We start from the raw sequence: 13,554 nt of genomic DNA, 5'->3' as shown, positions 1-13,554 counted from the left end.
TTAAATTTTATCCGTAACCTACTCTTTTGTAACAACTTCTTCGGCTTCTGAGTTTTGCGGTTCAGGAGCAATTGTGAAGGATTCAGCTTGCTGCAGATCCTCTTCATCCTCCATATCACGCATTTCAATTTCTTCCTCATCGCCTGAAAGAATCTTAACATCCATACCCAGGCTCTGAAGTTCTTTAATTAATACTTTAAATGACTCAGGTACACCAGGCTCTGGAACGTTTTCACCTTTGACGATAGCTTCATACGTTTTCACACGTCCTACAACATCATCCGATTTAACCGTTAAGATTTCCTGCAATGTATAAGCAGCGCCATACGCTTCAAGCGCCCATACTTCCATCTCTCCGAAACGCTGTCCGCCGAATTGAGCTTTACCGCCCAACGGCTGCTGTGTAACAAGAGAGTATGGACCTGTCGAACGAGCATGAAGTTTGTCGTCAACCATGTGTGCAAGCTTGATCATATACATGACACCAACAGATACGCGGTTGTCAAACGGCTCTCCGGAACGTCCGTCATAAAGAACTGTTTTCGCGTCACGAGCCATTCCAGCTTCTTCAATCGTAGACCAAACATCTTCTTCAGTAGCACCATCGAATACAGGTGATGCTACGTGAATACCTAGAGATCTCGCAGCCATTCCAAGATGAAGCTCAAGCACCTGTCCAATGTTCATACGTGATGGTACCCCTAATGGGTTTAACATAATGTCAACTGGTGTTCCGTCTGGCATATAAGGCATATCTTCTTCTGGTAAAATACGCGAGATAACCCCTTTGTTACCATGTCGTCCAGCCATCTTATCCCCTTCAGAGATTTTACGCTTTTGAACAATGTACACACGAACAAGCTGATTTACACCCGGAGGCAGCTCATCTCCATCCTCTCGATTAAAGACTTTAACATCCAGAACGATTCCTCCACCGCCGTGTGGAACACGAAGGGAAGTATCACGTACTTCACGAGCCTTTTCACCAAAGATAGCATGTAATAATCTTTCTTCCGCAGTAAGCTCCGTTACACCCTTAGGCGTTACCTTACCTACTAGAAGATCGCCATCCTTAACCTCAGCACCTGTACGAATAATTCCTCTTTCATCCAGATTGCGAAGAGCATCCTCCCCAACGTTTGGAATATCACGAGTAATTTCTTCAGGACCAAGCTTCGTATCACGAGATTCAGATTCATACTCTTCAATATGGATAGAGGTATAAACATCATCTTTCACGAGACGCTCACTCATGATGATAGCATCCTCATAGTTATATCCATCCCACGTCATGAAGGCAACTAGAACATTACGTCCAAGCGCTAGTTCTCCAAGCTCCATAGATGGACCATCTGCTAAAATTTCACCCTTTGTAACACGGTTGCCTACAGCAACAATTGGGCGTTGGTTGTAGCAAGTTCCTTGGTTAGAACGGATGAATTTCAGCATTCTATATTTATCAAGATCGCCTTTTACTTCTTGGCCATCTACATTAACAATTCTGCGAACCCATACTTCACGGGCTTCAACATGTTCAACGATTCCTTCATGCTTACAAATAACTGCAGCACCCGAATCTTTTCCTGATACATATTCCATCCCTGTACCCACTCTTGGAGCTTCCGGCTGCATCAATGGTACAGCTTGACGCTGCATATTTGCACCCATTAGCGCACGGTTGGAGTCATCATTTTCAAGGAACGGTATACACGCAGTCGCGGCGGATACAACCTGCTTCGGTGAAACGTCCATGTAGTCAACTCGATCACGAGGGACAACTGTGTTTTCACCTTTGAAACGGGCAACAACTTCCTCTTCAAGGAAGGAGCCGTCATCAGCAAGAAGCACATTTGCCTGAGCCACTACATAGTTATCCTCTTCATCAGCCGTTAAGTAGTCAATACGGTCTGTTACTTTGCCCGTTTCAGGGTCAACACGGCGATAAGGTGTTTCGATAAATCCGAATCGATTTACCTTCGCAAAGGATGATAATGAGTTAATTAGTCCAATATTTGGTCCCTCAGGAGTCTCAATCGGACACATACGGCCATAGTGGGAATAGTGAACGTCACGCACTTCAAAACCAGCACGTTCACGCGTTAATCCACCAGGTCCCAATGCAGATAAACGACGTTTATGTGTTAATTCTGCAAGAGGATTCGTTTGATCCATGAATTGAGATAGCTGTGAACTTCCAAAGAACTCTTTAATAGATGCAATCACAGGGCGAATATTGATTAATTGCTGCGGAGTGATTGTGTTTGTGTCCTGAATGGACATTCTTTCACGAACAACGCGTTCCATTCTGGAAAGGCCAATACGGAATTGGTTTTGCAAGAGCTCACCAACAGAGCGCAGACGGCGATTTCCAAGATGGTCAATATCGTCAGTATCTCCCACAGAGTGCAGTAGGTTAAAGAAGTAGCTGATAGAAGCAATAATATCCGATGGCGAAATATTCTTAACAGCCTCTTCCACATACGCATTCCCAATTACATTAATAGCCTTATCGCCATCTTCATTAGGCGCATAAATTTTAATAGACTGAAGTGTAATATCCTCTTCTAAAACTCCACCTACAAGGCTGACAGTCTTGAAGCCGATGTTCTTCTCAAGGTTTGGCAGAATGCGATCAAGTGTACGCCTATCAAGAGTTACCCCTTTTTCAGCAATAATTTCACCTGTTTCCGGATCTACTAGCGTTTCAGCTAATTTTTGTCCGAACAATCTATTTTTAATATGAAGCTTTTTATTAATTTTGTATCTTCCTACGTTTGCTAAATCATAACGCTTAGGGTCAAAAAACCTTGAAACTAATAAGCTTTTCGCATTGTCTACAGTTGGAGGTTCACCAGGACGGAGGCGTTCGTAAATTTCTAATAACGCCTTATCTGTACCTTCTGTATTGTCTTTCTCTAACGTGTTGCGAATGTATTCATTGTCTCCAATCAAATCAATGATTTCTTGATCAGAACCGAACCCAAGGGCACGCAAAAGAACCGTAACGGGCAGTTTCCGAGTACGATCTATTCTAACGTACACGACATCCTTGGCATCTGTTTCATACTCAAGCCAAGCGCCGCGGTTCGGGATTACAGTTGCCGTAAAGCCTTTTTTCCCGTTTTTATCTAATTTTCCACTATAGTATACACTCGGTGAACGAACTAATTGAGAAACGATTACACGTTCCGCTCCATTGATCACGAATGTACCTGTTTCAGTCATAAGCGGGAAGTCACCCATAAAGACATCCTGGTCTTTAACTTCGCCTGTTTCTTTGTTTACAAGACGTACCTTTACACGTAATGGTGCAGAGTATGTAACATCTCGTTCTTTCGATTCCTCAACGGAATACTTTGGATCGCCAAGGCTGTAATCAATAAATTCAAGCGATAAATTACCAGTAAAGTCTTCAATCGGCGAAATGTCCTGGAACATTTCACGTAAACCCTCATCAAGAAACCATTGATAAGAAGAGGTTTGGATTTCGATTAGATTTGGTAATTCTAAAACTTCACTGATTCGCGCGTAACTCCTACGTTGGCGGTGTCGTCCATACTGAACAAGTTGACCTATCAACTGATTCACCCCTCAAATCAAGCTTAATGGCAATAATATTCTCAAATAGAACAACTGTCCTATCTTAAGACAAAAGCTATATTAATTAATTTTGTTGACTTACAAATCGCCATTACGCACATGATTTCGAATGTTTTCGTCCCGAATTGAACCGGTCACATGCGCACATATGGCTAAATCAACAACAATCACTAATTCAGCCAAGACAAAAAGAAAAAGGGTTTTTAGTTCAAAAAACCACATTTTCACATTACGACAATTATTTTGTTATCTTTCCCATTAAGAACCAAATTTATACAACTTTTGTGCATTTTAGTAAATAATCGGAATATATTATGTTGGCATTATATAATGCTAACATACGCAAAAAGTCAAGTCAATCTTTTTTTGCCCGCAAAATATAATAGCCTTTTTTCTTTTCTACCGTTTCTACTTCACTAAAAAATTCTGATAGCTTTTCAATTGCTGACGGGGCTCCCTGTTTTTTCTGTATCACTACCCAGAGGTCTCCGCCTTTCTGTAATTTTTGATAGCTTTGCTCAAAAATATCTTGGACAACTTTTTTGCCCGCCCGAATTGGAGGATTCGTTAATATTGCCGCAAATTTGTCATCCTTTACATTTTCAAGTCGATCACTTTCATAAATACATACATTTTTAACTTTATTTAACTCTGCGTTTTCACGCGCGAGAGCTAACGCCCTTGAATTGACATCTACCATGTGGACAAGCCGGTCTTCCATTAGCTTTGCTGCTGAAAGTCCAATCGGTCCGTATCCGCAGCCAACATCCAAAATGTTTCCTTCAATTGCTGGCTGTTCAAACGTTTCAATTAGCAGCCTTGATCCAAAGTCAACTTCACTTTTTGAGAATACTCCATTATCTGTCTTAAAACGGAATGGATGACCCTTTAAAGTAAAGTTCCAATATTTAGGATTGCTTTCTGTACTTTGCGTTTTGGAATAATAATGTTCTGACATGATATCATCACCTCCAATGGGGACTTGGTTGCAGAAATAATGAGAGGTTAAAAAAAGCCCGCTATACAGCGGGCTTTTTTCTTTTTATATTACTTAACTTCAACGCCAGCTCCAACTTCTTCAAGTTTAGCTTTGATTTCTTCAGCTTCTTCTTTAGAAGCGCCTTCTTTGATTGCTTTAGGAGTGTTGTCAACAAGTTCTTTTGCTTCTTTAAGTCCAAGACCTGTGATTTCACGAACAACTTTGATAACTTTGATTTTTTGATCGCCTGCAGAAGCAAGGATTACATCAAAATCAGTTTTTTCTTCAACAGCAGCACCAGCAGCGCCACCCATAACAGCTACAGGAGCCGCAGCAGTTACACCAAATTCTTCTTCAATAGCTTTTACTAAGTCGTTTAATTCTAAAACAGTCATAGATTTTACTGCTTCAATGATTTGTTCTTTAGTCATGATAATGTTTCCTCCTTATATTTGGTTTAAACCGATGTATTAATCGTTAAAAAATTCAACTTACGCGCCTTGTTCTTCTTTTTGATCTGCAACAGCTTTTGCAGCAAGAGCAAGATTGCGGATAGGTGCTTGAAGCACGCTGAGTAGCATAGATAGTAAGCCTTCGCGAGATGGTAGTTCTGCAAGAGCCTTAATTTCTTCTGCAGTTGCAACGTTTCCTTCAATGACACCAGCTTTAATTTCAAGTGCGTCATTCTTTTTAGCAAAATCATTGATGATTTTTGCTGGAGCAATTACATCTTCACTACTGAATGCAACAGCATTCGGACCAGTTAATACTTCGTTTAAAGCAGTTAGTTCAGCAACTTCTGCAGCACGGCGTGTTAAAGTATTTTTGTATACTTTGAATTCAACACCAGCTTCACGAAGCTGTTTACGAAGTTCAGTTACTTGAGCAACAGTTAGACCGCGGTAGTCAACAACAACTGTTGATACACTAGCCTTTAGTTTGTCAGCAATTTCTTCGACAGTTTGTTTCTTTTGTTCGATAGCGCTGCTCATCTTTACACCTCCTGTAGAAATTTCTGCACTTATACCGTTCAATAAAAAACCTCCACATCAAGCAGACATGGAGGGAGTATACAATAGGGAAAACAATAATCTATCGTATGACCTCGGCAGGATATTAAGCAAGAAGCACCTGCTGTCTACGGTACAAATGGTAATATATTTTAACAACAAAATACATATTACTAAATGTAGTTTTGTTTGTCAATCTTATAAGTTTATTTCCAATAATTACTTAACTGTAACAGTTGAAGGATCTACTTTAACGCCAGGTCCCATTGTTGAAGTAACAGATACGTTCTTCATGTAAGTACCTTTTGCAGCAGATGGTTTAACTTTAAGCATTGTTTCGAAAATTGTGTTGAAGTTTTCGATAAGCTTTTCGTTTTCGAAAGAAACTTTACCGATAGGAACGTGGATGTTACCAGCTTTATCAGTGCGGTATTCTACTTTACCTGCTTTAATTTCGTTAACAGCCTTCTCCACATCAAATGTAACTGTACCAGTTTTAGGATTTGGCATTAAGCCTTTTGGTCCTAATACACGACCAAGCTTACCAACTTCACCCATCATGTCAGGTGTCGCAACGATTACATCAAATTCGAACCAGCCTTGGCTGATTTTGTTGATGTAGTCTGCATCGCCAACATAATCCGCTCCAGCAGCTTCTGCTTCCTTCGCTTTTTCACCCTTTGCGAATACTAAAACGCGTTGAGTTTTACCAGTACCGTTTGGAAGCACAACTGCTCCACGAATATTCTGGTCAGCTTTCTTAGGGTCAATCCCTAAACGGAAAGCAACTTCTACAGTCGCATCAAACTTAGTAAAGTTTGTTTTCTTTGCAAGATCAATTGCTTCTTCGATTGGATAAGCCTTCATACGGTCTACAAGCTTTGCAGCTTCTAAAAACTTTTTGCCTTTTTTAGCCATTTTTATTTCCTCCTAAAATTGTGGTTTTAGCGGAATATCCTCCCACTTAGAAAAACAAAAGTCTTAGACAGAACAAAGGTTGCGTGTGAAACTAAGCTCAGCAACGCAACCCCATTGAACTGCCTAATACTTTAAGCATGGATTAATCTTCGATAACGATACCCATGCTGCGTGCAGTACCTTCAACCATAAGCATTGCAGCTTCTACGCTAGCAGCGTTTAGGTCAGGCATTTTTGTTTCAGCAATCTCGCGTACCTTGTCACGCTTGACTGTTGCTACTTTATTACGGTTTGGTTCACCAGAACCAGACTGGATTCCAGCTGCTACTTTTAAAAGAACGGCAGCAGGAGGAGTTTTCGTAATAAATGTAAATGAACGGTCTTCAAAAACCGTAATTTCAACAGGAATGATTAGGCCAGCTTGTTCAGCTGTACGTGCGTTAAACTCCTTACAGAATCCCATGATATTAACACCCGCTTGACCTAGTGCAGGTCCAACTGGCGGTGCAGGGTTAGCTTTACCTGCTGGAATTTGTAATTTTACAATTTTGATTACTTTTTTAGCCACGAGACACACCTCCTTAAAGTCCGTGATGTGGTAATTGGGGCCTTAGTGACTGTTAGGGTCCCCTCCCACTCAACTTATAGTCTTTATATCAAGATAAAGAACAAACAATAGTCCGGTCTCTGAACCTGAGACATACTGACCTTTGAAATATTACCACTTTTCAAAGCTAATTTCAAGTTTTTTTGTAAAAATAGAAAGGATACCTTTTTGAAGTTAGAGAGCTGTCTAGCTCTGAGCGCCATCGGATCGAGGTCATAAGCCAATCCGGCAAGAAGATTAAAGTACAACCTTCATGCAGGCTCGTCTAATGCTTGAGGCCTGCAGGATGCGGGTCATGCAGACGTTGCCACAGGACGTGGCGCTCTTAGTCTGCGTTCCTTTAACCGGGCGCTCTCCGCATTTCGTTATAGTTTCTCAATTTGAGAAAAATCTAGTTCAACCGGTGTATCCCGGCCAAACATATTAACAAGGACTTTAATTTTCGCTTTGTCTCTGTCAATATCTTCAATTGATCCTGTAAAGTTGGCGAATGGCCCCTCTTTCACTTGGACCATTTCTCCTATTTCAAAGTTAATTTCTACTCGTCTTTCTTCAACACCCATACGCTTCAAGATTACATTAACTTCTTCAGGCAATAGCGGTGTCGGCTTAGAGCCGTGACCAGCTGACCCGACAAAGCCCGTAACACCTGGTGTATTCCGAACTACATACCATGAGTCATCTGTCATCACAATTTCTACGAGCACATATCCTGGGAAAACTTTACGCTTTACTACTTTCTTTTTGCCGTTTTTGAAATCAGTTTCTTCTTCTTCCGGCACAATAACCCGAAAGATTTTATCTTGCATTCCCATAGATTCTACACGTTTCTCCAGGTTTGCCTTTACTTTATTTTCATAACCCGAGTACGTATGAACAACATACCAATTCTTTTCCATTCAAGGGGACTAAATCGTCCTTCCCTCCCTGTATCATTAAAATAGTTTTGACTATTTTCGTAAAAAACTGACTAAAACTTGAAGAATGTTTCCCTTTTTACGATTTGAAAACATATTTTTAACCAAATAAAAAACCCGTTACCGGGCTTTGCAGATGTTTCCTGTGCTATTCACCATTATACCATGGATATACAGGGGTTATTCAAGAATTAATCGAATCAATTCAGAAATACCTAAGTCAACCACAGCGAAGAACACTGCAAAAAACGCAACAGTGGCTAGGACTGTTACAGTATAGCCAGTCATTTCTTTTCGCTTTGGCCAACTAACCTTTTTCATTTCACGTCCAATATCGCGGAAAAAATTCAAGATGCGCTGCATATTGTAACCCCCAACTTACTTATAATCTAAGTAAATTTCATAATGTATTTAACCAAACTAAATAATCAAATTACGATTATTCTAGTGAATAAGAGTTTATGAAATTTAGAAAAATACATATATAAAATTCGTATATAATAACCTTACTTTGTCTCTCTATGAATAGTATGATTGCTGCATGTTTTGCAATACTTCTTAAGCTCCAGGCGCTCGGAGTCTTTATTATTCATCGTTGAATAATTTCTGGACCCGCACTCTTTACAAGCTAGTACTACTTTTTTTCTCATCATTCCACCTACTAAAATACAATTACGTCCTTAAAACTTTATCACGGACCATAAACGATGTCAATAACAGGGAAAGCGAAAGAAAGAGTGATCTGCTTGTTCTCACCCGCTCTATAAAGTAATTTCTCGTATCTCCAAATACCGCTCAAGCTTTCGTTTCACCCTTTGCAGAGCGTTATCGATTGACTTCACATGACGGTTTAATTCTTCAGAAATCTCTTGATAAGATTGTCCATCCAAATAAAGGGAAAGTACTTTTCTTTCAAGATCACTGAGCAATTCGGACATTTTGACCTCTATATGATCAAACTCTTCCTGATTAATAATTAATTCCTCTGGATCCATTACCTTTGCACCCGAAATAACGTCCATTAACGTCCGATCTGACTCCTCATCATAAATCGGCTTGTCCAATGACACGTATGAGTTCAGCGGAATATGCTTCTGCCTTGTGGCGGTTTTAATAGCTGTAATAATTTGTCTAGTAATGCACAGCTCTGCAAACGCTTTAAACGAAGATAGCTTGTCCTCTTTAAAATCACGAATAGCCTTGTATAAACCAATCATTCCTTCTTGAACAATATCTTCCTTATCTGCGCCAATTAAAAAATATGACCTTGCTTTGGCACGCACAAAATTGCGATACTTATGAATCAGATAATCTAACGCTTCACTCTCGCCTTTATGCACTAAATCAATCAATTCTTCATCTTCAAGCTGCGTATACCCTAAATTATTCTCATCGATTGTTTTCAAGTCAGTATCCACTAAGATCCCCCCGACCGTACCAAGCATAGATAGAAATATTATACAGTAAGAATTTTTCCAGCGTCAACCACTCATTGGTCTCCTCTGCGCCACTTTTCAAAAATTTCTGCCATTTCCTTGCTAAGCGGAATTCTAGAGAATGGCTGTTTTTCCTGAATCTTCTTCACCTTTTTTTCTATTTTACTTTCAATCGTATTCATTTCATTTAATAATTCTCTCGAAGACTTTCGCAGTGCACCTTGTCCAAAAATCGCCCATTGCTCTGTATAGTCGGAGGTTGCAACATGAACTTGGGTTTTGATATTGCTTAGGCTGATGGCAAGCTTCTCAATTCTTTCATCAGCCGTCTCATTTGTCCGTGTAAAAATAACTTCAACCTTTGAATCCTTAAATTTCTTTTCGGTACCCTTTACATAATGAGCGTCAAAAACGACTATGACTCTATATCCAGAATACCCTTGATACTCTGCCATTTTTTCAATTAATCGGTCTCTCGCAGCTGCTAAATCCTTTTTTTTAAGTTCTCTTAGCTCTGGCCAAGCACCAATTACGTTATATCCGTCAACAAGTAGGATGTCCATTTCTATCCCTCAAGAGGATGTCGCTTCCTGAATACCTCATACATTAAAAGAGCTGCAGCAACTGATGCATTCAGTGAAGTCACATGGCCTGCCATCGGTAAATGGATCAAGAAATCACATTTATCCCGGATTAATCGGCCCATGCCTTTTCCTTCACTGCCGATCACTAGCCCAAGCGGCAATGTTCCATCAAAACGGCGGTAATCTTCACTTCCCTTTGCATCAGTTCCCGCAATCCATACGCCTTTTTCCTTTAATTCATCGATCGTTCTAGCCATATTTGTCACACGGACAACAGGAATATGCTCAATAGCACCAGTCGAGGCCTTAGCCACTGTCGCCGTTAAGCCTACCGCTCTCCGCTTCGGAATAATAATTCCATGTGCACCTACTGCATCCGCTGTTCTCATGATCGACCCTAGATTATGAGGGTCTTCTATTTCATCCAATAATAAGAAAAAGGGTGCTTCATTTCTTTTTTCTGCTGCTTGAAAAAGATCATCTATTTCCGCATATTGATAGGCCGCAACCTGGGCAACGACCCCTTGATGATTCCCTTCCGCCATCTGATCTAATTTTTTCTTTGGGACAAATTGAACAAATACATTTGACGCTTTGGCAAGCCCAATAACCTGCTGCATTTGCCCGCCTTGTGACCCCTCTGCTATGAAAATTTTATTAATATCCCGTCCTGATTTAAGTGCTTCCATCACAGGGTTTTTTCCCATAATAAAATCTTGATTCATTTGGAATTTCCTCCTTTCTTATCTTCTACCATTCGAAATGCAGATAAGATGACTTCCTCCAGCCGCTCCTCTTTACCTGATAAATGTAAATAGCCAATTAGCGCCTCAAATGCCGTGCTATATCGGTATGTTTGAACATCGGTATTTTTCGGGACAGAACCAGACTTTGCATTTCTTCCTCTTTTCACAACGGCAATTTCCTCTTCTGTCAGAAAGTCTGAATCCAGCAATTGGCGGATAATAGCGGATTGAGCTTTAGCAGATACATAATGAGTGGCCTCTCTATGCAGCTGATTAGGTCTAACCTGTCCATGCTGGATAAGATGTCTTCTGACATAGATTTCAAAAACAGCATCGCCCATATAAGCAAGGGCGAGGCTGTTTAACTGTTTCTCATCAATGTGATTATCGTATTGAAGCATGGTTTAGCCTCTTTTCCATCTAATTCCTTGAGGTGTATCTTCAAGAATGATGTTCATGTCTTTCAGCTGATCACGGATTTGGTCGGCTAATTGGAAGTTTCGATCCTTTCGTGCTTCAATACGCTCCTGAATTAAGCGTTCAATCTCTTCATCGAGTAACTCATCTTTCTGGGAGTCCAAAGTAAGTCCGAGCACTAGGAAAAGATCTTCGAATTCCTTCGTAAATGCCTCAATCACTTGTACGGAGGTGTTTTTCTCCATTAAATAATAATTCGCTAATTTGGAAAGCTCGAAAAGAACTGAAATGGCATTTGCTGTATTAAAATCATCGTCCATCGCCTTGATAAACTCTTCGTGCTGTGCTGCAATTTTTTCTAGCCATTCTTGATTGTTTTCAGTCAAATTCGCACTTGTTTCTTGACGATGCCTCAAGTTTTGGTAGGATGTTTTAATTCTTTCTAGTCCAGCTCGCGTATTTCCTAATAATTCTTCACTATAGTTAATCGGATTTCGATAGTGAACAGACAGCATAAAGAATCGAAGCACCTGTGGATCATGCTTGTTGATAATGTCATGGACAAGAACAAAGTTACCAAGGGATTTAGACATTTTTTCATTATCGATATTAATATAGCCGTTATGCATCCAATAACGCGCAAACGTCTTTCCGCTTACTGCTTCCGATTGGGCAATTTCATTCTCATGGTGAGGGAAAGCTAAATCCTGCCCGCCCGCATGAATATCAATCGTGTCGCCTAAATACTTTTTCGCCATTGCGGAGCACTCGATATGCCAGCCAGGGCGTCCTTTTCCCCATGGGCTATCCCAATAAATCTCTCCTTCTTTCGCCGCCTTCCAAAGGGCAAAATCAAGAGCATCTTCCTTCTTTTCCCCTACAGCAATGCGGGCTCCTGACCGAAGCTCATCAATGGATTGGTGGGAAAGCTTGCCATACTCCTTAAATTTGCGGGTATGGTAGTAGACATCGCCTTCCGATTCATAGGCATATCCCTTTTCAATCAATGCTTCAATGAACTCAATAATAATGTCCATACTCTCAGTCACTCTTGGGTGAGCGTCAGCACGTTTGCAGCCAAGCGCTGAAACATCTGAAAAATAGGCATCAATAAAGCGTTCTGCAATAACTGGAACTTCTTCTCCCAATTCATTTGCCGCACGGATTAATTTATCATCCACATCTGTGAAATTAGAGATGTACTTGATATCATAACCTCGATACTCAAAATATCTTCTAACCGTATCAAAAACAATTGGCGGCCTTGCATTTCCTATATGAATATAATTATAAACAGTTGGACCGCACACATACATTTTTACCTTCCCTTCCTCTAAAGGGATGAAAGGTTCTTTTTGTCTTGATAATGTATTATAAATTTGAATGGCCATTAACCAAACTCCTTTCTTTCTTAAGCTCCTCTAATTCACTGCTTAATTTGGCAATTTCTTGTTCTAAATCTTTAAAACGATCAGCAATTGGGTCAGGAAGGTCGCTGTGATTTAAATCTTTTTTAATTCGAACCCCATCCTGGATTTTCACTTTGCCGGGTATACCTACTACTGTCGAGTTAGGGGGCACTTCATGTAAGACGACAGATCCCGCTCCAACCTTTGAATTTTCTCCAATAGTAATGGAACCTAGCACCTTTGCTCCTGTAGCAATTAAGGCATTGTCCTTAATAGTAGGGTGCCGCTTTCCTTTCTCTTTACCTGTCCCCCCTAAGGTTACCCCTTGAAAGATGGTTACATTATCACCAATTTCGCATGTTTCTCCAATAACTACTCCCATCCCGTGGTCAATGAAAAGCTTTCTTCCGATTTTTGCACCTGGATGAATTTCAATTCCTGTGAAAAAGCGGCTAATTTGCGAGACGACTCTTGCAAGAAAATAGAGTTTCCTTTTGAAAAGCGCGTGGGCTAATCGATGTGCCCATATGGCATGCAAGCCTGAGTAAGTTAAGATTACCTCTAAATAACTTCTTGCAGCCGGATCCTGTTCAAATATAACCTCAATGTCTTCCTTTAGCCTTTTAAACACGTTTGTCCCCTCCCTAATCGGTCATTCATATTTTTAAAAATGGTTTTTTTGAATAGTATTTTCCGGGAAATTATTTATTTCCACAGGTTTGAAAAAAGAGTGCAATGATGTCCATTAAGCGAATATAAGCTTTCATATCCAAGAGCTTTGTTGATGGTCCAATCCAAAATTGTTATTTCACTTTTGTTTTTGGGGAATAAAAAAAACGCCTCCGTCAATAATGACAGAGACGCTGTATGCGCGGTTCCACTCTGTTTAGACATCGAAATGTCTCAACTTTTACTTGTTAACGGATTAGTT

At 40.3% G+C, this 13,554-nt stretch carries 15 protein-coding genes and 2 other annotated features (1 of these 17 cut by a window edge); all 15 genes read right to left on the bottom strand.

The window, feature by feature from the left end; translation table 11 throughout:
• Positions 1-18: 18 nt before the first annotated feature.
• The gene (gene rpoB / locus RRV45_RS00645) at positions 19-3,579 is read right to left on the bottom strand and encodes a DNA-directed RNA polymerase subunit beta (protein ID WP_315666865.1); all 3,561 of its coding nucleotides are present in this window, start codon (positions 3,577-3,579) and stop codon (positions 19-21) included.
• A gap of 376 nt (positions 3,580-3,955) precedes the next feature.
• The gene (locus tag RRV45_RS00640; RefSeq protein ID WP_315666864.1) at positions 3,956-4,558 is read right to left on the bottom strand and encodes a class I SAM-dependent methyltransferase; all 603 of its coding nucleotides are present in this window, start codon (positions 4,556-4,558) and stop codon (positions 3,956-3,958) included.
• Between the two features lie 89 nt (positions 4,559-4,647).
• Positions 4,648-5,010 carry a 50S ribosomal protein L7/L12 gene (rplL, locus tag RRV45_RS00635; protein ID WP_315666863.1) on the bottom strand — a complete coding sequence of 121 codons (363 nt, stop codon included), beginning with the start codon at positions 5,008-5,010 and terminating at the stop codon, positions 4,648-4,650.
• Positions 5,011-5,070: 60 nt separating this feature from the next.
• Positions 5,071-5,571 (bottom strand): 50S ribosomal protein L10, encoded by a 501-nt coding sequence (gene rplJ, locus RRV45_RS00630; RefSeq protein WP_315666862.1) that lies wholly within the window; start codon positions 5,569-5,571, stop codon positions 5,071-5,073.
• A 34-nt stretch (positions 5,572-5,605) separates the two neighbouring features.
• Positions 5,606-5,741, bottom strand: a sequence feature (ribosomal protein L10 leader region).
• 67 nt (positions 5,742-5,808) lie between these two features.
• Complete coding sequence (rplA, locus tag RRV45_RS00625; RefSeq protein WP_315666861.1) at positions 5,809-6,507, bottom strand: 50S ribosomal protein L1; 699 nt, start codon at positions 6,505-6,507, stop codon at positions 5,809-5,811.
• 142 nt (positions 6,508-6,649) lie between these two features.
• Positions 6,650-7,075 carry a 50S ribosomal protein L11 gene (rplK, locus tag RRV45_RS00620; RefSeq protein ID WP_315666860.1) on the bottom strand — a complete coding sequence of 142 codons (426 nt, stop codon included), beginning with the start codon at positions 7,073-7,075 and terminating at the stop codon, positions 6,650-6,652.
• A 404-nt stretch (positions 7,076-7,479) separates the two neighbouring features.
• Entirely contained in the window at positions 7,480-8,013 is a 534-nt protein-coding gene (gene nusG / locus RRV45_RS00615) for a transcription termination/antitermination protein NusG (RefSeq protein ID WP_315666859.1), read from the bottom strand.
• Between the two features lie 198 nt (positions 8,014-8,211).
• A complete protein-coding gene (gene secE / locus RRV45_RS00610) occupies positions 8,212-8,394 on the bottom strand; it encodes a preprotein translocase subunit SecE (protein WP_315666858.1) in 183 nt (60 codons plus the stop codon).
• A 143-nt stretch (positions 8,395-8,537) separates the two neighbouring features.
• On the bottom strand, positions 8,538-8,681 hold the full coding sequence (gene rpmG / locus RRV45_RS00605; RefSeq protein ID WP_315668897.1) for a 50S ribosomal protein L33: 144 nt from the start codon (positions 8,679-8,681) through the stop codon (positions 8,538-8,540).
• Between the two features lie 111 nt (positions 8,682-8,792).
• Positions 8,793-9,476, bottom strand: coding sequence for an RNA polymerase sporulation sigma factor SigH (sigH, locus tag RRV45_RS00600; protein WP_410489321.1), 684 nt, complete (start codon positions 9,474-9,476; stop codon positions 8,793-8,795).
• A 44-nt stretch (positions 9,477-9,520) separates the two neighbouring features.
• Positions 9,521-10,030 (bottom strand): NYN domain-containing protein, encoded by a 510-nt coding sequence (locus RRV45_RS00595; RefSeq protein WP_315666856.1) that lies wholly within the window; start codon positions 10,028-10,030, stop codon positions 9,521-9,523.
• Positions 10,031-10,032: 2 nt separating this feature from the next.
• The gene (rlmB, locus tag RRV45_RS00590; protein ID WP_315666855.1) at positions 10,033-10,776 is read right to left on the bottom strand and encodes a 23S rRNA (guanosine(2251)-2'-O)-methyltransferase RlmB; all 744 of its coding nucleotides are present in this window, start codon (positions 10,774-10,776) and stop codon (positions 10,033-10,035) included.
• Positions 10,773-11,198: a Mini-ribonuclease 3 gene (locus RRV45_RS00585; RefSeq protein WP_315666854.1), complete on the bottom strand. Its 426-nt coding sequence runs from the start codon at positions 11,196-11,198 to the stop codon at positions 10,773-10,775. The genes rlmB and RRV45_RS00585 overlap by 4 nt, the downstream gene beginning before the upstream one ends.
• A 3-nt stretch (positions 11,199-11,201) precedes the next feature.
• Positions 11,202-12,605, bottom strand: coding sequence for a cysteine--tRNA ligase (gene cysS, locus RRV45_RS00580; protein WP_315666853.1), 1,404 nt, complete (start codon positions 12,603-12,605; stop codon positions 11,202-11,204).
• Complete coding sequence (cysE, locus tag RRV45_RS00575) at positions 12,586-13,254, bottom strand: serine O-acetyltransferase (protein WP_315666852.1); 669 nt, start codon at positions 13,252-13,254, stop codon at positions 12,586-12,588. Before cysE ends, cysS begins: the two co-directional genes overlap by 20 nt.
• 222 nt (positions 13,255-13,476) lie before the next feature.
• Positions 13,477-13,554 (bottom strand) — a binding site (T-box leader); it runs 160 nt beyond the window's last position.

This window comes from Bacillus sp. DTU_2020_1000418_1_SI_GHA_SEK_038 (assembly GCF_032341175.1).
Taxonomy (GTDB): domain Bacteria; phylum Bacillota; class Bacilli; order Bacillales; family Cytobacillaceae; genus Cytobacillus.
The sequence above is the reverse complement of the archived record's forward strand: the minus strand, read 5'-3'. Positions and strand labels throughout refer to the sequence as shown.